This window comes from Rhodococcus sp. NPDC127593, assembly GCF_042671975.1.
Lineage (GTDB): Bacteria > Actinomycetota > Actinomycetes > Mycobacteriales > Mycobacteriaceae > Rhodococcus_F.
Window position 1 is genome coordinate 50,358 of the sequence record NZ_JBHXWI010000003.1, and the last position, 19,151, is coordinate 69,508.

The 19,151-nt window shown below is 68.7% G+C and carries 19 protein-coding genes; 10 read left to right on the plus strand and 9 right to left on the minus strand.

The genetic code is table 11. The features are described from left to right. Positions 1–3: 3 nt before the first annotated feature. The 5 genes from ACFVJ3_RS03185 to ACFVJ3_RS03205 are packed head-to-tail and all read left to right on the plus strand — an operon-like array spanning position 4 to position 4,428. Positions 4–810: an S-methyl-5'-thioadenosine phosphorylase gene (locus tag ACFVJ3_RS03185; protein ID WP_378450680.1), complete on the plus strand. Its 807-nt coding sequence runs from the start codon at positions 4–6 to the stop codon at positions 808–810. Next, the gene (locus ACFVJ3_RS03190; protein WP_378450681.1) at positions 807–1,874 is read left to right on the plus strand and encodes an NAD-dependent epimerase/dehydratase family protein; all 1,068 of its coding nucleotides are present in this window, start codon (positions 807–809) and stop codon (positions 1,872–1,874) included. The genes ACFVJ3_RS03185 and ACFVJ3_RS03190 overlap by 4 nt, the downstream gene beginning before the upstream one ends. After that, positions 1,867–2,541: a glycosyltransferase family 2 protein gene (locus ACFVJ3_RS03195; RefSeq protein WP_378450682.1), complete on the plus strand. Its 675-nt coding sequence runs from the start codon at positions 1,867–1,869 to the stop codon at positions 2,539–2,541. Before ACFVJ3_RS03190 ends, ACFVJ3_RS03195 begins: the two co-directional genes overlap by 8 nt. After that, positions 2,538–3,212, plus strand: coding sequence for a DUF2064 domain-containing protein (locus ACFVJ3_RS03200; protein ID WP_378450683.1), 675 nt, complete (start codon positions 2,538–2,540; stop codon positions 3,210–3,212). The genes ACFVJ3_RS03195 and ACFVJ3_RS03200 overlap by 4 nt, the downstream gene beginning before the upstream one ends. Before the next feature lie 58 nt (positions 3,213–3,270). Then, positions 3,271–4,428 (plus strand): alpha/beta fold hydrolase, encoded by a 1,158-nt coding sequence (locus ACFVJ3_RS03205; protein WP_378450684.1) that lies wholly within the window; start codon positions 3,271–3,273, stop codon positions 4,426–4,428. Here the strand turns inward: ACFVJ3_RS03205 and ACFVJ3_RS03210 are convergent. Further along, positions 4,397–5,335, minus strand: coding sequence for a phosphatase PAP2 family protein (locus tag ACFVJ3_RS03210; RefSeq protein WP_378450867.1), 939 nt, complete (start codon positions 5,333–5,335; stop codon positions 4,397–4,399). The two genes, ACFVJ3_RS03205 and ACFVJ3_RS03210, sit on opposite strands and share 32 nt — an antisense overlap. Positions 5,336–5,348: 13 nt before the next feature. Next, positions 5,349–6,134: a crotonase/enoyl-CoA hydratase family protein gene (locus tag ACFVJ3_RS03215; protein ID WP_378450685.1), complete on the minus strand. Its 786-nt coding sequence runs from the start codon at positions 6,132–6,134 to the stop codon at positions 5,349–5,351. 79 nt (positions 6,135–6,213) lie between these two features. On the opposite strand from ACFVJ3_RS03215, the gene ACFVJ3_RS03220 reads away from it, so the two are divergent. Genes ACFVJ3_RS03220 through ACFVJ3_RS03230 form a run of 3 tightly spaced genes read left to right on the plus strand, consistent with a single transcriptional unit; the run spans position 6,214 to position 9,487 of the window. Next, positions 6,214–6,825 carry a TetR/AcrR family transcriptional regulator gene (locus tag ACFVJ3_RS03220; RefSeq protein ID WP_378450868.1) on the plus strand — a complete coding sequence of 204 codons (612 nt, stop codon included), beginning with the start codon at positions 6,214–6,216 and terminating at the stop codon, positions 6,823–6,825. Then, entirely contained in the window at positions 6,822–8,459 is a 1,638-nt protein-coding gene (locus ACFVJ3_RS03225; RefSeq protein ID WP_378450686.1) for an acyl-CoA dehydrogenase family protein, read from the plus strand. Before ACFVJ3_RS03220 ends, ACFVJ3_RS03225 begins: the two co-directional genes overlap by 4 nt. Further along, positions 8,456–9,487 carry a crotonase/enoyl-CoA hydratase family protein gene (locus ACFVJ3_RS03230; protein WP_378450687.1) on the plus strand — a complete coding sequence of 344 codons (1,032 nt, stop codon included), beginning with the start codon at positions 8,456–8,458 and terminating at the stop codon, positions 9,485–9,487. The genes ACFVJ3_RS03225 and ACFVJ3_RS03230 overlap by 4 nt, the downstream gene beginning before the upstream one ends. Here ACFVJ3_RS03230 and ACFVJ3_RS03235 read toward each other — a convergent pair. The 4 genes from ACFVJ3_RS03235 to ACFVJ3_RS03250 are packed head-to-tail and all read right to left on the minus strand — an operon-like array spanning position 9,454 to position 12,235. After that, on the minus strand, positions 9,454–10,143 hold the full coding sequence (locus tag ACFVJ3_RS03235) for a cation transporter (RefSeq protein ID WP_378450688.1): 690 nt from the start codon (positions 10,141–10,143) through the stop codon (positions 9,454–9,456). The two genes, ACFVJ3_RS03230 and ACFVJ3_RS03235, sit on opposite strands and share 34 nt — an antisense overlap. Further along, complete coding sequence (locus ACFVJ3_RS03240; protein ID WP_378450689.1) at positions 10,143–10,472, minus strand: ArsR/SmtB family transcription factor; 330 nt, start codon at positions 10,470–10,472, stop codon at positions 10,143–10,145. The genes ACFVJ3_RS03235 and ACFVJ3_RS03240 overlap by 1 nt, the downstream gene beginning before the upstream one ends. A gap of 57 nt (positions 10,473–10,529) precedes the next feature. Further along, positions 10,530–11,789, minus strand: coding sequence for an RNA polymerase sigma factor (locus ACFVJ3_RS03245; RefSeq protein ID WP_378450690.1), 1,260 nt, complete (start codon positions 11,787–11,789; stop codon positions 10,530–10,532). A 5-nt stretch (positions 11,790–11,794) separates the two neighbouring features. After that, on the minus strand, positions 11,795–12,235 hold the full coding sequence (locus ACFVJ3_RS03250) for a YciI family protein (RefSeq protein WP_005248606.1): 441 nt from the start codon (positions 12,233–12,235) through the stop codon (positions 11,795–11,797). A gap of 222 nt (positions 12,236–12,457) precedes the next feature. Here ACFVJ3_RS03250 and ACFVJ3_RS03255 point away from each other — a divergent pair, with 222 nt between their 5' ends. Beyond that, positions 12,458–14,281, plus strand: coding sequence for an NAD(P)-binding domain-containing protein (locus ACFVJ3_RS03255; RefSeq protein WP_378450691.1), 1,824 nt, complete (start codon positions 12,458–12,460; stop codon positions 14,279–14,281). 69 nt (positions 14,282–14,350) lie between these two features. On the opposite strand, the gene ACFVJ3_RS03260 is transcribed toward ACFVJ3_RS03255, so the two are convergent. Together ACFVJ3_RS03260 and ACFVJ3_RS03265 are read right to left on the minus strand one after the other, a co-directional pair. Next, positions 14,351–14,785 carry an SRPBCC family protein gene (locus tag ACFVJ3_RS03260; protein ID WP_378450692.1) on the minus strand — a complete coding sequence of 145 codons (435 nt, stop codon included), beginning with the start codon at positions 14,783–14,785 and terminating at the stop codon, positions 14,351–14,353. A gap of 9 nt (positions 14,786–14,794) precedes the next feature. After that, positions 14,795–15,094 (minus strand): DUF4193 domain-containing protein, encoded by a 300-nt coding sequence (locus ACFVJ3_RS03265; RefSeq protein WP_073359047.1) that lies wholly within the window; start codon positions 15,092–15,094, stop codon positions 14,795–14,797. A 449-nt stretch (positions 15,095–15,543) separates the two neighbouring features. On the opposite strand from ACFVJ3_RS03265, the gene ACFVJ3_RS03270 reads away from it, so the two are divergent. After that, positions 15,544–16,560 carry an iron-siderophore ABC transporter substrate-binding protein gene (locus ACFVJ3_RS03270; protein WP_378450693.1) on the plus strand — a complete coding sequence of 339 codons (1,017 nt, stop codon included), beginning with the start codon at positions 15,544–15,546 and terminating at the stop codon, positions 16,558–16,560. 8 nt (positions 16,561–16,568) lie between these two features. Here ACFVJ3_RS03270 and ACFVJ3_RS03275 read toward each other — a convergent pair whose 3' ends face one another. Next, positions 16,569–18,950, minus strand: a complete 2,382-nt coding sequence (locus ACFVJ3_RS03275) for a glutamate--cysteine ligase (protein ID WP_378450694.1) — start codon at positions 18,948–18,950, stop codon at positions 16,569–16,571. Between the last annotated feature and the right edge of the window lie 201 nt (positions 18,951–19,151).

Consider the following 19,151-nt stretch of genomic DNA (forward strand, 5'->3'; position numbering starts at 1 on the left):
TGCATGACCGCAATGAGTGCACGCGAACCGGCCCGCGCGGACGTTGCCGTGATCGGTGGAAGCGGCTTCTACTCGTTCTTCGACGAGGACGCCGCGGAAGTCACGATCGACACTCCGTACGGCAGCCCCAGCGCCCCGATCACCGTCGGCGACGTGGAGGGCAGGCGGGTGGCGTTCCTCCCCCGCCACGGCGCCCGGCACGAATTCGCGCCCCACACCATCCCGTACCGCGCGAACCTGTGGGCGCTGCGCACGCTGGGCGTGCGGCAGGTGTTCGCACCCTGCGCCGCCGGCAGCCTCACCCCCGACCTGGGACCGGGCTCGATGGTCGTGCCGGACCAGTTGGTCGATCGAACCAGCGGCCGCACACAGACGTACTTCGACGGAGGCGGCGTCCACGTCCAGTTCGCCGACCCGTACTGCGCCGACCTGCGCAAGGCTGCCGCGCGACCGGGCACCGTGGAGGGCGGTGTACTGGTGGTGGTCGAGGGGCCACGTTTCTCGACGAGGGCGGAAAGCCTGTGGTTCGCCCGACAGGGCTGGACGCTCGTCAATATGACGGGCCACCCCGAGGCGGTCCTCGCCCGGGAACTCGAGATGTGCTACGCCACCATCGCTTTGGTCACCGATCTCGATGCGGGGATCGAGTCCGGCGACGGAGTACGCGCCGTGGACGTGTTCGCCGAGTTCCAGCGCAATCTCGGATCCCTGAAGACGCTCGTGCGGTCCGCGATCGCCGCCGCCCCCGAGGGCCCCTGCGAAGCCTGCCGCGTCCACGAGGGTGTGACACTGCCAATCGAGCTTCCATGACGGGAACACGCGTACTGCTCACGGGTGCAGCCGGATTCATCGGTAGCCACGTCCGCGCCGCGCTGATCGATGCCGGCCACGACGTCGTGGCCATGGATGCACTGCTCCCGTCCGCGCACGGTGCCGACGTCGAGTCGCCGGACGGTGTGCGACGCGCCGACGTCCGCGACCTTCCCGCCCTGACAAAGCTGCTGCGGGGTGTGGACGTCGTGTGCCATCAGGCCGCCGTCGTCGGTGCCGGTGTAAATGTGAGCGACGCCCCGGCCTACGCCAGCCACAACGATCTCGGCACGGCGACGTTGCTCGCCGCGATGCACGAGTCGGGTTGCGAGAAGCTGATACTCGCGTCGTCGATGGTCGTCTACGGGGAAGGCCGGTATCGCAATGGGCGGGGCGAGTTCGTGGAACCGGTCGCTCGCCGGGCCGACGACCTGGCGGCGGGGTTCTTCGACGAGACGGACCCCGACACCGGCGATCCCCTGGAGTGTGCACTCGTGGAGGAAAACTCGCCGCTGCGGCCGCGGAGTCTCTACGCCGCCGGCAAGGTCGCCCAGGAGAACTACGCGCTCGCCTGGGCACTGGCCACCGGCGGTTCCGTGACGGCTCTGCGCTATCACAACGTGTACGGCGATCGCATGCCGCGTAACACCCCGTACTCGGGGGTGGCCGCGATGTTCCGCTCCGCGCTCGAGAACGGCGACCCACCGCGCGTGTTCGAGGACGGCAGGCAGACGCGGGACTTCGTGCACGTCCACGACGTCGCGGCAGCGAACGTAACCGCAGTCGAGGCGGCGCTGCCGGGATTCTCGGCATTCAATGTGTGCTCGGGACAACCGATCACGATCGGCGACGTCGCCGCGACGCTCGCCCGTTCCTACGGCGGCCCCGAACCAGTCGTCACCGGCGAGTACCGTCCCGGCGACGTGCGGCACATCGTCGCCGACCCCAGGCTGGCCCGGGAGCGGCTGGGCTTCCGGGCGCAGATCATGCCTGCCGAGGGGATCGCGGCGTTCGCGCACGCACCCCTGAGGAACGCCGCGCCGGCGGGACCTCCCCGTGTCTGAGCGCGCACCGATCTCTCCGCGGGACGTCACCGTCGTGATCCCGTGCATGAACGAGGCCGGTTCCCTGCCCGGAGTGCTGGCCGCGGTGCCACCCGATTACCGGACGGTGGTGGTGGACAACAACTCCACCGACGACACTGCCGCAGTCGCGGGCGCGCACGGTGCGTCGGTGGTGCGGGAGCACGTCCCGGGATACGGTTCGGCCGTGCACGCCGGGGTGCTGGCGGCGCAGACTCAGGTGGTCTGCGTGCTGGACGGCGACGGCTCGATGGACCCGGGTGAACTCCCCCGACTGGTTGCCGCGCTGGACTCGGGCGCCGACCTCGCCGTGGGGCGGCGCCGGGCCGATCGGCGTGGAACGTGGCCACTGCACAGCAGGATCGGCAACGCAGTCCTCGCCGCACGTCTCCGGCGCCGGTACGGGTTGCCGATCCACGACCTCGGGGCGATGCGAGCCGTCCGCAGGCAGGACCTTCTCGCGCTGGGCGTCGACGACCGCAGGTCGGGCTACCCGCTGCAACTTCTCGTGCTCGCCGGCCGCGCCCACTGGCGGGTCGTGGAGCAGGACATCACCTACCGTCCGCGCACCGCGGGCACGTCGAAGGTGTCGGGTTCGCTGAAGGGCACCGTCGTCGCCGTCCACGACTTCTGGAAGGTGATCGGGTGACCCTCGACGTCGCAGTACTCGTGGTCGCGAAGGCACCGGTGCCCGGGTTCGCGAAGACCCGGCTCGCACGGGAGGTCGGCGACGCCCGGGCCGCCGACCTCGCCGCCGCCTCGCTGCTGGACACTCTGGACGCCGTCACCGGTGCCCGCGTCGCGCGGCGGGTGGTGGCAATGACCGGCGACCTGGGCCGGGCGGTCCGGGGCACCGACATCGCGGCGGCGCTGGACTGCTTCACGGTGCTGCCGCAACGAGGTGTGGGCTTCGCGGAGCGATTGGTGAACGCCCACGCCGACACGTTCGACGCGTTCGGCCTGCCGATTCTCCAGATCGGAATGGACACACCGCAGGTGACGGCGGGACTGCTCGCGGAATCGGCGGACCTGCTCACCGAGCGGAAGGGCCGATGCGTCCTCGGACTCGCGGAGGACGGCGGGTGGTGGATCCTCGGCGTGCCCGACGCGGTCGCGGCGGAGGCGATCCGCCCGGTTCCCACGTCGAGTCCCGACACCGGACGCCTCACCCGGGAGGCCCTCCTCGCGGCCGGCACCGAGGTGCTGTCGCTGCCGACGCTCCGCGACGTCGACTACGCGGCCGACGTCGCGCCCGTCGCCGCCCTCTGCCCGGAGTCCAGCCACTTCCGCCGTGAGTACTTATTAACCACGGGCGGTTAACAAGTACTCACGGGCCCCTCTGCTCCCGCGCGTACCATCGGAGTGGATGTCGGAGAGAATGACACGCCATCCGTCCACCGTGGCCGACTGGAGCAACGATCGCCGCAAGGCGCGTCTGCACGCGACACGGCTCGGGCACCAGTGGCAGAAATTCGGTCGCACCCGGCGCTTCCTCGCAGCGGTCGCGCTCGGGACCGTCCCCCTGCTCCTGACCGGAGGCCAGTACTGGGTTCACGACGTGCAACCCGAACGCGAGCGACTCGCGCTGACCCAGCCACAGATCCACGAGGTGTACGACGCGCAGTCGCCCGCCGACCACGACACCGCCGTCGTCGACCTGGTCGGGCTGGGCAACAAGGATGCCACCGACACCGCCCGCACACTGTCCTCGTACGACCGCATCGGGCGGGTATGGGCGGTCCAGTACGACAACGGCGGTATCGACACCAAGGTGATCAGCGAACTGATCGCCACCCGCGCGGCCGACGAGGGCATCGACAACATCGTCCTGTCCGGGCACAGCATGGGCGGCGTCGTCGCGCTGGAGGTCGCGCAGCACATCTACGAGGACACGGACGCCAACCTCATCGGAGTGGTACTCGATTGCACCCCGGTGGACCTGCACGCCGTCCGGGCCGGGAGCCGGGACAGCGGCGAGGACATGCTGCGGTGGATCGGCTGGCTCCCCGGTGCGCGGGAGAGCCGGACGATGCGCCTGCTGGTGGAGACCGCGGCCCGGCAGAGCAGGTTTCTCGACACGAAGTCGGACTGGTATCCGCACGTCGACGTCGACGAGTTCCGCGACGTCGTCGACGAGGTCCTCACCGAGAAGGTCCTGTCGGAGGACGTGGCGAGCAACGGGCTGATCGAATCGCAGTTCAAGACCATCGTCGCGTCCGGTGCGATCGACAACCTGAAGTCGCTGGCGGTGGAGACGGACGACAAGCCGCGGCCCGGGATCGTCTTCGTGCGACCCCGCGCGGGATGGAAGGACCCGGTGGTCGACGTCGACTACACGCAGAAGATCCTCGTCGAACAATCCGGCGGGACCGACGGCGCGCTGCTGGTGGCGAAGCTCGACGGGACCGGCCACGCGAATCCGAACCAGCAACCGGTCGCCTACAACGAGGCGATCGTCAATCGCGTCCTGCCGTTCCTCCAGCCCATTTTCGACGAGGTGTCGGTCACCAGCGACGTCGCGGGCGGCCGGCGGTGACGGCGCGGCCGGGCCACGCCGTCGTGCGGGACTCCCACGCCCGTGCCAGCAGGGTCGCCAAGCCCACGTACGCCCATCCCGCCAGCACGTCCACCACGTAGTGCTCGCCGCCGTAGACCAGCACGAACGCCATGGCGAGCGGGTAGGCGACCAGCAGCGCCCGCGACAACAGGTTCTGCGCGAACGGCCAGAGAGCGACGGCCACGAGCAGGGCGAATGCCGCATGCAGGGACGGCAGCGCGGCGACGGGGTTGCTCTGCGCCTCCAGCCACCGGGTGCCGACATCCGTGGGGACCACACCGAATCCGAAACCGGCGACGCGACCCACGCTGCCGGAGATCACGTCCCCCTCGGCGGCCAGCCACGGCGGAACGGACGGCAGCAGGATGTAGGTGACCAGGCCGAGATAGGACAACAGCAGCACCCGCCGCATGTACCCCGACCACAGGTCGCGGGAGTACACGTAGAAGACGGCCGCGACCACCCACGGAACGAAGAAGTGGCTGGTGTACACGATTCCCGTGAGCAGAGTCCACCACGGCAGCTCACCCGTCGGGGGCAGGAGAGTCTCCTGCAACCAGACCGTGGGGATCGTGCCGCCGAAGAGCCAGCTCTCCGCGGACACCAGTTCCTCCGCCCGCACCGGCATCCCGAGTTCGTGAGCGAAGCCCCGGCTGAGGTCGTAGACGACGAGAGCGGCGATGAGCGGCAACCAGTCCCACACGACGCGCAGATGGTCCTGCCACGGCCGATCGATCGTGAAGGCGACGACGCCGGCGACGATCCACGTCGCCTGGTAGATACGGTCGGTGGGGAGCCCCAGCGTGTAGATCGTGATGGCCAGCGCCAGCAGGTACGCACACCAGACCGCCCGCCGGAGATGCTGCCGCCCCCCGTGAGTACTTATTAACGGCGGGCGGTTAATAAGTACTCACGGGCGCAGCATCCCCGTGCCTGCCTGCCCCGGCGGCGAAGCGCGCGGCGCCCTCGATCATTCCGTCAGCCAGAGAGATTGCGCCGTGCCGGAATTCGTTCAGCAGGGCCTGATCCTCGGTGAGCCCCGACTGCTCCAGCAGCGACAACCGGTCCTGCCGCATACACACCTGGGGCAGGGCGGCGATCTCGGCGGCCAACTGCCGGGCCGCGGTGAGTGCCTCCCCCGCCGCGACCTTCCGGTTGATCAGCCCCATACTCAGGGCCTCGTCGACGTCGACGGGACGCCCGGTGAGGACGAGGTCCATCGCGCGACTCTCCCCGATGAGCCTCGGCAGGCGGACGGTCCCGCCGTCGATGAGCGGAACGCCCCAGCGGCGGCAGAACACTCCGAGGACGGCGTCCGCACCGGCGACCCGCAGGTCGGCCCACAGCGCCAGTTCGAGCCCGCCTGCCACCGCGTGCCCGTCGATCGCGGCGATCACCGGTTTGGACAACCGCATCCGGGAGATACCCATCGGTGCGTCACCGTCGGGCGCCACCCGGTTCCCGGTCTCGGAACTGATCGCCTTGAGATCCGCTCCGGCGCAGAATGTTCCACCCTCGCCGTGGAGTACCGCGACGGACGCGTCCTCGTCCGCGTCGAATGCACGGAAGGCGTCGGCGAGCGCCTCGGCGGTGGGCCGGTCGACGGCATTGCGGACTGCGGGCCGGTTCAGGCTGATCGTCGTGACCGGGCCGTCCTTGCGGACGAGTACCACGTCGGAAGTCATCGAGTGCGCCTTTCCTCGCTGGTGTAGCCGACGCTAGCACCCTTGACGGAAGAACGGAACGGGTGTTCACTCCTTGAATATGGCCTACCGCCGCACACCCGCCGTCCAGGAACGCCTGGACGCTCTCCGCACCACCCTCATCGATTCCGCGATCGGGCTGATCGCCCGCCACGGGTACGCCGGGTGCTCGATCTCCGCTGTCGCGGCCGAGGCGGGGGTCGGCACCGGCACCGTCTACCGGCACTTCGCGAACAAGGGCGAACTGTTCGCGGAAGTCTTCCGCATCGTCTGCAGTCGCGAGGTGAGCGCCGCCGTCGAATCCGGCAACGCCGCCCGCGGCGCCGAGGGTCGCTGCGTCGCCGCCGTATCCGCCTCCGTCCGCACGTTCGCCGAACGCGCGCTGCGCGCACCCACCCTGGCGTACGCGCTGCTCGTCGAGCCCGTCGACCCGCAGGTCGACACCGAGCGCCTCCTGTTCCGCGAATCGTTCCGCGACGCCCTCGCGGTCGCGATCGCCGCCGCCGTCGAGTCCGGGGAGATCCCGGAACAGGACGCGTCGGTGACCGCAGCGTGCATCGTCGGCGCCATCGGCGAGGCGCTGATTCTTCCCCTCGCCCGCGGTGCCGCCGACGGCGCGATCATCCCCGCCCTGCTCACCTTCACCCTTCGATCCCTCGGGAGCCCGACATGAGTGCCACACACGAGGTCTTCAACCAGGTGCCGCCGCTGATCAATTTCGACGCGGCCGATTACGCGCCGATCCTCGAAGCGCTGCAACGCGACGGCGCCCACGACGCGCTCGAGGAACTGCACGACGTCGGACGCCTCGCCGGAAGCGAGGAGGCGCAGCGCTGGGGCGATCTCGCCGAGGCGCACCCTCCCGTCCTGCGCACCCACGACCGCTACGGCAACCGCATCGACGAGGTGGAGTACGACCCCGCGTACCACCAGCTGATGACCACCGCCGTCGAGATGGGCCTGCACGGCGCACCATGGGCCGACCCGCACCCGCGCGCCCACCTGCTCCGGGCGGCGAAGATGGCGGTGTGGGGCCAGGTCGACGCCGGACACGGCTGCCCGATCTCCATGACATACGCCGTCGTTCCTGCTCTGCGCCACAACCGTGAGCTGGCGGAACAGTACGAACCGTTGCTCACCGCCCGGGTCTACGATCCGGTGCTGCACCCACCACTGACGAAAGCCGGGCTGATCGCCGGGATGTCGATGACGGAGAAGCAGGGCGGCTCCGACGTCCGCGCGGGCACCACCCGAGCCGTGCCGCAGTCCGACGGCAGCTATCTCCTGACCGGCCACAAGTGGTTCACGTCGGCGCCGATGTCCGACGTGTTCCTGGTGCTGGCCCAGGCGCCCGGCGGACTGTCGTGTTTCTTCCTCCCCCGGGTGCTGCCGGACGGCACCCGCAACCGGATGCACCTGCAGCGCCTCAAGGACAAGCTCGGCAACCACTCGAACGCCAGCAGCGAGGTCGAGTACGACGAGGCCGTGGCCTGGCTGGTCGGCGAGGAAGGCCGCGGCGTTCCGACGATCATCGAGATGGTCAACATGACCCGCCTCGACTGCACCATCGGCACGGCCACCGGCATGCGCGTCGGCACCGCGCAGGCCGCGCACCACGCCGTGCACCGCAGCGCGTTCGGCGCCCACCTGGTGGATCAGCCGCTGATGCGGAACGTGCTCGCCGACCTCGCCGTCGAGTCGGAGGCGGCCACGACCGTCGCCCTGTGGCTGGCCGCGCTCACCGACCGGGCGACCGCGGGCGACGAGCACGCGAACACCCTGCGTCGCATCGCGCTGGCGGTCAGCAAGTACTTCGTCTGCAAACGCGGTCCGATCCACGCAGCCGAGGCCCTGGAATGCCTGGGCGGCAACGGGTACGTGGAGGAATCGCGGATGCCGCGCCTGTACCGGGAGGCTCCACTGCTGTCGGTGTGGGAAGGGTCCGGCAACGTCGCCGCCCTGGACACCCTGCGCGCGATCGCGAAACAGCCGGAGACGCTTCAGGTCTTCTTCGACGAACTCGATTCCACCGCGGGCGTCGACGCGCGACTCGATGCCGCGGTCGCGGACCTGAAGGCGAGTTTCGGCGATCTCGACACGCTCGAGCACCGGGCGCGGCGGGTCGTCGGCGACATGGCGCTCGCCCTGCAGGGTTCCCTGCTCGTCCGCCACGGGCACCCCGCGGTGGCCGACGCGTTCTGCGTCAGCCGGCTGTCCGGCGACTGGGGCACCGTGTTCGGGACGCTGCCGACCGGCGTCGACACCGCCGCCATCATCGATCGCGCCACTCCCAAGGTGGGATCGTGACCGGCCACGACGACCACGCCGGCACCCGCCCGGCGGCCTGGCGCGACGGCTGGGACGAGGGCGGCGACTCCCTGTTCTCGGATCGTGAACCGGACCGGGCGGACCACCCGGCGGAGTATCGGACCCTCACCTACGAGGTGACCGGGCGCATCGCCCGGATAGCGTTCAACCGTCCCGACCACGGCAACGCGATCACCGCCGACACTCCTCTCGAACTCGCCGCGACCGTGGAACGCGCCGACCTCGATCCCCGCGTGCACGTGATCCTGCTGTCGGGGCGCGGCAAGGGATTCTGCGGCGGATACGACCTGGGCATCTTCGCCGAGCACGGCGGCCACACCGACGAGGGAGCGGACCGCACGACCGGCACGGTGCTCGATCCGATCGTTCAGGCGCGCAACCACAATCCGTTCGGCAACTGGGATCCGATGGCCGACTACGCGATGATGAGCCGATTCAACCGCGGTTTCGCGAGCCTGCTCCACGCGAACAAGCCGACGGTCGCGAAGATCCACGGATTCTGCGTGGCCGGCGGCACCGACATCGCGCTGTACTGCGACCAGATCGTCGCCGCGGACGACACGAAGATCGGCTATCCCCCGACCCGGGTGTGGGGTGTGCCGGCGGCGGGCATGTGGGCGCACCGCCTCGGCGACCAGCGGGCGAAACGACTCCTCCTCACCGGCGACTGCATCACGGGGCGGCAGGCGGCCGAGTGGGGACTCGCGGTGGAGTCCGCGCCCGCGGAGGAACTCGACCGTCGCACCGAGGACCTCGTCGAGCGGATCGCGAGGATGCCCGTCAATCAGCTGATGATGGTCAAACTCGCACTGAACAGCGCGCTGCTGGCGCAGGGCGTCGCCAATTCGACGATGGTGAGCACCGTCTTCGACGGCATGTCCCGGCACACCCGTGAGGGGTACGCATTCCAATTACGCTCGGCCACCGTCGGATTCCGTGAGGCTGTCCGCGAACGCGACCAACCGTTCGGCGATCACAAGTCGCAGCAGTCGCAGCCGGGATCCTGACCGGCCGCGCGACCACCCACCGGCGCGGGGCAGCAGGTATCGCCCTTCCACGCATTCACGCCTTCCTTCACCGCGATGACCGCGATCACCAGGGCCGCGATCGGATCGGCCCACGACCAGCCGAGGGTGCTGTTGAGCAGCAACCCGACCAGCAGCACCGCGGACAGGTACGTGCACAACAGTGTCTGCTTGGAATCCGCGACCGCGGACAGGGAACCGAGTTCACGGCCGGCCCGGCGCTGCGCCCAGGACAGGACCGGCATCACGGCCAGACTCGCTGCGGCCAGGACGATTCCGACTGTCGAGTGTTGCGCTTCGCCGACGCCCAGCAGCGACCGCACCGCGTCGACGCTCACGTACGCGGCAAGGCCGAAGAACGAGAACGCGATGACGCGCAGCGCGACCTTCTCCCGCGACTCGGGATCGCGTCCCGCGAACTGCCACGCGACCGCGGCCGCCGACGACACCTCGATCACCGAATCCAGGCCGAACCCGATCAATGCCGTCGACGACACCCGCGCACCCTCGGTGAGTGCCACGATCGCTTCGATCACGTTGTAGGTGATCGTCGCGGCGACGAAGAACCTGATCCGGCGGGACAGGATCTGCCTGCGTTCGCCGGACGGCCTGGTGGGGATGCCGAGTTCGGACGCCATCAGCAGCAGCCTTCGGTCTCCGCGTCCGGGCAGCACGACGGATCGACGGCGAGCACCAGGCCGAGCAGGTCGTCGAGGGCACGTGCAATGCGCGGGTCGGCGAGTTCGTACCGGCTCCGCCTGCCCTCCGGCACCGCGACGACCAGACCGCAGCCACGCAGGCACGACAGGTGGTTCGACAGAATCTGCCGGGACACTCCGATCGTCTCGGCCAACTCCGACGGATACCCGGGCCCGGACCGCAGGCTCAGCAGAATCTGCGTGCGGGTGGTGTCCGACAGCGCGTACCCGAAACGTGCGAGAGCGTCCCGATGGACCAGAGTCTCCATGAGCCTGACTGTACATTGGTTTCTGTATTCAGGAAATCATGAATCAATGGTCGAGACTCACGGTTCGGCGTGCTCGGACGCGGCGGCCGCGCGGGCCATGAGGAGGTTCCGTTCCCGGCGGGTGGGTGCGGTCGCCGCGGCGTCCTCGAGGGTCCGGGCCGCCTCGTCGTAGCGGCCGAGGCGTTCGAGGACTTCGCCCCGCACGGCGCCGTAGAGGTGGTGGCGCGCCAGCCGAGGGTCGTCCCGCACGGCGTCGAGCGCAGCGAGCGCGGCCTCGGGCCCGTCCGAATGCAGCAATGCCACCGCACGATTGAGTTCCACCACCGGCGACGGCGCCACCTGCGCCAGCGCGTCGTACAGGGCGACGATCGCCTCCCAGTCGGTGTCCTCGAAACGTGGCGCCCTGGCATGACACCCGGCGATCGCGGCCTGCAGCGAGTAGGGGCCGAGCGGGCGGCCGAGCCCGACAGCCCGTTCCAGCGCCGCATTGCCGTGCGTCAGAAGAGTTCGATCCCACCGCGACCGGTCCTGATCCTGCAGCAGGACCTGCTCGCCGTCGGCACCCGCCCGGGCAGCGAACCGTGAAGCCTGCAACTCGGTGAGCGCCACCAGTCCGTGCACCTCCGGTTCCCCGGGCAGCAGGCCGGCGAGAACACGGGCGAGCCGCATCGCCTCCGACGCGAGGTCACGCCGGATCCAGTCCTCGCCCGACGTGGCGGAGTAGCCCTCGTTGAACACCAGATACACCACCTCGAGCACCGCCGACAACCGCGCCGGAAGTTCCTCGCGTGCGGGCACTTCGAACGGCACCTTCGCCTCCGACAGCGTCCGCTTGGCCCTGCTGATGCGCTGCCCCATCGTCGCCGAGGGGACGAGGAACGCCCGCGCGATCTCGTCGGTGCGCAAACCCCCGACCAGGCGAAGGGTCAATGCCACACGCGATTCCCGCGGAAGCACGGGATGACACGCCACGAAGACCAGAGCCAGCAGGTCGTCCTCCACGCCGTCGACGGCGTCCGGCGCGGGCATCGCGCTCGGCGGTTGCGCGGACGGGTCGGCGGCGATCTCCGTGTACTTCGACTGCCGCGACCGCTCACGGCGAATGCGATCGATCGCCTTGTGCTTGGCCGTGGCCGTCAGCCACGCACCCGGTTTGTCGGGAACGCCCTGCTCCGGCCACTGCTCGAGCGCCAGCACGAACGCGTCCTGAGCGATCTCCTCGGCGATCCCGACGTCACGGACGAGGCGGGTGAGCGACGCGATGAGGCGCGGGGACTCCATGCGCCACACCGCCTCGATCGTGCGCTGGACATCCACCGGACTCAGCCGTTCGGGTGCTGCTCACGGATTCGCGCCGCGAGTGCCTCTTCCTTTTCCCGCAGTTCCGGCGTGAACTCGTCCCCGAAATCCTCCGACTCGAAAATCGGCCGCACCTCGATCAGCTGGCGCAGTCCGGTGCCGGGGTCGGCGGGGCACTTCTTGACCCACTCGATCGCCTCTTCGAGGGATCGCACCTCCCAGATCCAGTATCCCGCGATGATCTCCTTCGACTCGGTGAACGGGCCGTCGACCACCGACGTCGTGCCGCCCTCGAACACCACCCGCGCCCCCGCGCTGGTCGGCTTCAGACCCTGGCCGTCGAGCATGATGCCCGCGTTCACCAATTCCTCGTTGTACGCACCCATCGCCGCCAGCATTTCCTCGGTCGGGGCGATCTTGTCTTCGTCGGCACCTGCACCCTCGATCATCACCATGACTCGCATGATTTCCTCCTCGATTGTGGTCGGTCCCGGCCTTCTTGCCGTGGACTCACACAGTACGTCGAACGGGCTACCACGGATTTCGACATTCGTGGCCCGTGAGTACTTATTAACCGCCCGCGGTTAATAAGTACTCACGGGCGGGACTGCAACACGATGCAACGCTTGCCGCCCGCCCCACTCCGGAGTGTGCTGTATGTCACATACCAAGCGAAGGAGAGGTACATGACACAGACGGTCCAGCCGACTGCGGTGCAGACGTCCCTGACACCTCAGGAACGAGTCGACCTGTGGTTGGCGAGCTTCGAATCCGCTCTCGCCGCACGCGACGTCGAGCGTGCCGCGGGCATGTTCGCAGTCGACAGCTTCTGGCGCGACCTGGTGGCGTTCACCTGGAACCTCAAGACGGTCGAGGGACGCGACGCCGTCGCCGCGATGCTGCACGCACGCCTGGACGACACCGACCCCGTCAACTTCCGCACCACCGAGACCCCGGACGAGGCCGACGGCGTCACCTCGGCGTGGATCGAGTTCGAGACCGCGACGGGCCGGGGCAAGGGACACCTGCGCCTGAAGGGCGACGAGGCGTGGACCTTCCTCACCACCATGCAGGAGTTGAAGGGTCATGAGGAACGCCGGGGACGGAACCGCGTCAAGGGTGCCGTTCACGGTTCCGGCGGCGACACCCTGAGCTGGGCGGAGAAGCGGGAGATCGAGGAGCGGGAACTCGGCTACACCCGCCAGCCGTACGTTCTCGTGATCGGCGGCGGCCAGGGCGGCATCGCGCTCGGCGCGCGGCTGCGCCAACTCGGAGTCCCGGCCATCGTCGTCGACAAGAACGAACGCCCCGGCGACCAGTGGCGCAACCGGTACAAGTCGCTGTGCCTGCACGACCCGGTCTGGTACGACCACCTGCCCTACATGCCGTTCCCGGACAACTGGCCGGTCTTCGCGCCGAAGGACAAGATCGGCGACTGGCTCGAGATGTACACGAAGGTGATGGAGATTCCGTACTGGTCGTCCACCACCTGCACGTCCGCGACGTTCGACGACGAGACCAAGGAGTGGACCGTCGTCCTCGACCGCGACGGCGAGGACGTGGTGCTCTACCCGAAGCAGCTGGTGCTCGCCACCGGCATGTCGGGCAAGCCGAACGTTCCGTCGTTCCCGGGCCAGGACGTCTTCCAGGGCGAGCAGCACCATTCGAGCCGGCACCCCGGTCCGGACGCCTACGTGGGTAAGCGCGTCGTCGTCGTGGGTGCCAACAACTCGGCTCACGACATCTGCAAGGCGCTCTTCGAGAACGGCGCCGACGTGACGATGCTGCAGAGGTCGTCCACGCACATCGTGAAGTCGGATTCCCTGATGGACCTCGGCCTCGGCGACCTCTACTCGGAGCGCGCCGTCGCAGCGGGCATGACGACGGAGAAGGCCGACCTCACGTTCGCGTCGCTGCCGTACAAGATCATGCACGAGTTCCAGATCCCGATCTATCGGAAGATCGCCGAACGGGACAGGGACTTCTACGACCGACTGGAAAGGGCCGGATTCAAGCTCGATTTCGGTGACGACGGGTCCGGTCTGTTCATGAAGTACCTGCGCCGAGGGTCCGGCTACTACATCGACGTCGGCGCATCCGAACTCGTCGCGGACGGCAGCATCCACCTCGTGTCCGGGCAGGTCGACCATCTCACCGAGGACGCTGTGGTTCTGACCGACGCGACGGAATTGCCGGCCGACCTCGTCGTCTACGCCACCGGCTACGGGTCCATGAACGGATGGGCCGCCGACCTCATGGGTCAGGAAGTGGCCGACAAGGTCGGAAAGTGCTGGGGCCTCGGCTCCGACACCACCAAGGATCCCGGACCGTGGGAGGGCGAGCAGCGCAACATGTGGAAGCCGACCCAGCAGGAAGCGTTGTGGTTCCACGGCGGCAACCTGCACCAGTCGCGGCACTACTCGCTGTACCTCGCATTGCAGCTCAAGGCCCGGCACGAGGAGATCCCGACACCGGTGTACGGGCTGCAGGAGGTGAATCACCTCAGCTGATCGGCCCCGACACGCAGCGGCGCCCTCACTCGTCGAGAGTGAGGGCGCTGTTGAAAACTCTGATACCGCTTACCTCGCTTCGAGGACCTCGGTCATCTGTTTGACGGTCTTGGCCGCGAGTACCTCGAACGCGAGTCGGGCGACGGGGTCGGCGAATCGCGCCAGGCCGGTGAATTCGAGATGCGCGCTGTAGGTGATCGACGTCGAGGCGTCGTCCACTTTCTCGAACGCCAGATCGTCCGACGTGGCTGCGGTCTCGTTGCGACCCTCGAAGACGATGTGATCGGGGTCGTCGCGGGTCATGCGGTAGGTGAGTTCGGTGGTGCGCCCGAAGAACGACGAGACGTTGTGCCATTCCGTGCCCACCGCCACCGGACCGGGGGTGGTCTGCTCGCACTTGCCGGTCCCGGGATCCCAGGCCGTGGTGTTCGCGAAGTCGCGCAGGTACGCGACGACCTTCTCGAGCGGTGCGGCGACGGTGAACGTTCTACTGACCTCGGCCACTCGGGCCTCCTATGCGCAGTCGCGGCAAATCAGCTGTCCACCCTCTTCGGACGCGAGACGCGACCGATGATGGACCAGGAAGCAACTGCTGCAAGTGAATTCGTCGGCCCTCTTCGGAATGACGCGGACCGTGAGTTCCTCACCGGACAGGTCGGCGCCGGGCAGTTCGAAGGACTCCGCCGTGTCGGTCTCCTCGACGTCGACGACGGACGACTGCGAGTCGTTCCTCCGTGTCTTCAATTCTTCGAGCGAGTCCGCGGCGAGTTCGTCGTCGACGGTAACCCGTGGTGCGTCGTAGTCGGTTGCCATGACTTCCTCCCTTTGGCTCATGTTCCCCGTGTCGTGAAATTCCACACTTGCGGGGCACGGTTGCTAGACAACGCACCGATCCCGCGTTTTGTTCCCGGGCGGCCACAGCTCGCCCCGTGGTTGCGGGATGCCCGTTCCGGGTACCACTCAATCAGCCGATCGGAAGGTGGTCAGTTGATGACGAGTGCCCGCGACGAGCTCGGCAATCCCGTGCCGGACCCGGAGCCGGTGCCGCCGGATCCGGGCCCGCCTCCTGTGCCGCCGACGCCGACTCCGCCTCACCCGTTTCCTCCCGAGCCGGGCCCGGAACCTGCACCTCCAGAGCCCGGGCCGCAACCGGGGCCGCCGGGACCTCCGACGCCGCCGATTCCCGAGCCGACTCCCCCGTTTCCGCCGCAGATGCACGGCCGGAACCACTCCCTGTAGGTTAGCCTCACCTACAGGGAGGCATGTGGATGCGAACGCTCGACCGCCGCAAGTTCCTGATCGTGAGTGCCGGGGTCGGCCTGGCCGCCGTCGCCGCAGCGTGTTCCTCGGGAACCGCCGCGGACACCGAAGGCAGCACCCGGACGGTGACGCACAAGAAGGGAACGACCGAAGTCCCGGACAACCCCCGGCGGATCGTCACCATCGGCTACTCCGACCAGGACACGCTCCTCGCGTTCGGACGTCAGCCGGTCGGCGTCACCGACTGGTACGGCGACTATCCGGACGCCACCTGGCCCTGGGCCCAGGACGCGCTCGGTGGGACGCACCCCGAAGTCTTCAACCGCGGACAGTTCACCGGTGAGGCCAATTTCGCGTACGAGAACATCGCGAAACTCGATCCCGACCTGATTCTCGCGCTGTACATCGACGTCGACGACGACGCGTATCAGCGGCTCTCGGCCATCGCGCCCACCGTGACGACGTCGCCGGACTACCCCGATTTCGGCATGCCGTGGCAGGACGCCGTCCGGATCGTCGGCACCACCCTGGGTGAGGACGAGAAGGCGAACCAACTCGTAGCCGGCGTGGAGGACCTGGTGGCGCAGCAGCGCGCCGCCCACCCCGAATTCGAGGGCAAGACCGTCGCGGTGGCCGAACTGGGCGACGCCGGCTCGTTCTACGTCCGGTCCCCGAACGACCCGCGTTCACGCCTGATGACGTCGCTCGGGTTCGTCGTCCCGGAGCAGATCGCGCAACTCGCAGGCGATCAGGACGCGTTCACCATCAGCAAGGAGCAGTTCGACATCGTCGACGTCGACGTCCTCGCCTGGAACGTGGGCAGCAGTCCCGGCGCCGAAGCGAAGATCGCCGCCGACCCCGTCTATCAGTCGCTACCGGTGGCGAAGGCCGGGCGAGCCGTGTTCGTCGACGACCCCACCGTCTCCGGCGCTCTCACCTGGGGCACCGTCCTCAGCCTCCCGTACGCCGTCGAGGCACTCGTGCCGAAACTGGCGGACGCCGCCGCCAAACCGGCCTGACGCCGCGGTCACCCGGACTGGTCTTCGAGTCGGGTGAGCGCGACCAGCGTTCGGACCCCGTGGATCATGGCGCGTTCGTCGAGGTTGAAACCCGGCTGGTGAAGCTCCTGCCGGGTGCCAATGCCGTCCCACACGCCGAGTCTGGCCATCGCGCCCGGAACCTTCTCGAGGTACCACGCGAAATCCTCGCCGCCGCTGGACTGATGCGCCTCGGCCAGGTGGTCGAAGCCGACGACCGATTCGATCGCCTCCCGTAAGTCGGCGGTGCAGTCGGGATCGTTGACGACGGGCGGGACGCCCTGCAGGTAGGAGAGTTCGTACCGCACGTTGTACGGCGCGAGCAGATGACAGATCGCGTCCGTGACCAGCGGTTCGAGCGAGGCCCACGTCTCACGGGACGCGCTGCGCAGGGTGCCCACCAGTTCACCCGACTCGGGAACGGAGTTCGCGACCTGCCCGGCGGCCACCTTCCCCCAGGTGAGCACGGTCGCGGTGCGGGCGTCGATCCGGCGGTCGAGTACGGACGCCAATCCGGTCACCAGGACGGCTGTCGCGTGGATGAGATCGCCGGTCAGATGGGGTCGTGCGGTGTGCCCGCCCGCCGACCACAACCGCACGGTGACGGAGTCGTTGGACGACGTGATCGGCCCGGTCCTGGTGGACAGCTTGCCGACCTCGAGGTGCGGGTCGCAGTGCAGTGCAAAGATTTTCGCCACCCCGTCGAGTGCGCCCGCAGCGATCGTGTCGACCGAGCCGCCGGGGGTGGTCTCCTCCGCCGGCTGGAAGACGAGGCGGACGCGGGTCGGCGGCGGGTACTTCACGAGGACGGATGCCGCGCCCATCAGCATCGTGGTGTGGGCGTCGTGACCGCACGCGTGTGACACTCCGGGCACCCTCGACTCGAACGGGAGACCGGTCGTCTCGGCGACCGGCAGCGCGTCGAGGTCGGCCCGCAGCGCAATGCGCTCGCCCGTCTCCGGACCGAGATCGCACCAGAGGCCGGTTCCGCCGGGCATCATGACGGGTTCGAGCCCGAGACCGACGAGATGATCGCGCACGACGCCGGTGGTCCTGCGTTCCTCGAACGACAGTTCCGGATGCGCGTGCAGGTCCCGGCGCCACTCGATGAGCTTCTTCTCGTCGAGCTCCGTCGACTCCGTCCAGGTCATGTCGGCGGTGTCGCCGCGGTCCCAGAACCTCGCGCTCCAATATCTCCGGGTCCGGCCGGCGCCGGTCGACTTCGGGCCGGGCTCGCGCGGCGGCGGCGCCTCCACCTCGGGGAGGTGCTCGGTGCGGCCCGCCGTCTCCGCGAGCAGCAGATCCACCACGTCGGTGAGCCGGCCTCGGCGACCGAGCGCGTGACGTTGCCGGGCGGCGGAGCTCCCGTGGGCGGTCGCCTCGGCGGACAGCGCCACCACGCGGTCCCAGTCGCCGGTCTCCTCGAGCTGCGGGCGCAGCGAATTCACGAAGTCGCCGACGAGATCCGACGCGGGACGTGCCTGCGGAACCGTCACGTCGACGAGCTCTTCCTCCAAACCCGACCGGGCCGCCCGCCACAGTGCCGCCCGCGTCAGGGTCGGGACGACCTCGACGCCCTTCGTCCCGGCGCGCAATCCCTGCACCTCGCGTTCCACGAGTGCCCGGAACAGGGCGGCGATGAGCAGGACCGTGTCCAGTCGCGGGCAGCTGTCGCACACCCGCAACTCGAGGGTCGGAAGTTTCACCGACGGCCGGACGTCGAAATATGCCATTCCGGGATCGCTGATCACCCCGCTGGCGACGAGGTCGTCGATCAGGGCGCCGTATTCGGCGGCCGACGAGACGGGTGCGGCCGGGCCGGTACTGGGCCAGCGCAGCCACAGAAGTGTCCGCGCGCTGGCATAGCCGGTGTCCGCGCCGTCGGACCGGAACGGGGAACTCGCGCTGAGCGCCAGGAGGATGGGCATGTGCGGAGCGACGCGGTGCGCGACCTGCACCGCCTCGTCGCGATCGGGCAGGTCGACGTGAACCTGCGTGCCGCAGATCAGCTGCTCGCGGGCGAGCACCTGGTAGTCGGCGAGCATGCGCCGGTAGCGCTGCGTCCCCGTGACGTGCATCTCGGCGGGCAGCGACAGCGGCATCGAGCCCGCGGCGGCCACGCCGATGCCGAGGCCCTCGGCCGCGTCGATGAGCAGCCTGCGGTGCCGCTGCAGATCGTTCCGCAGGCCGTCGAGGTCGGCGTACACACCGCTGTTGACCTCGACGACGCACTGCTGGAGTTCGTCGACGTACACGTCGTCGGGGAGTCGTGCCAGCAACTCCGGCGCGCGGGTGGTCAGGCGCCGGGTCTTCAGATCGATGAGGTGAAATTCCTCCTCGACGCCCACTTTCCGTGGGTCGCTGGCGAGCACGATGTGCCTCTATTTCTCCGTGGCGCCCTCGGTGTCGTCGAAGAACGCCCAGGTGCCGTCCAGGGGATCGATCACTCGGTATTTCGCCATGGTCGTCGGGTTCCCCGCCCACCCGGGTCTGAATCATCGGACGGAATATCCCGTCCGGCCGCGCAGTTACATCATCTAATTGATCCTTCAACTATCTGGAATCAGGGGTGT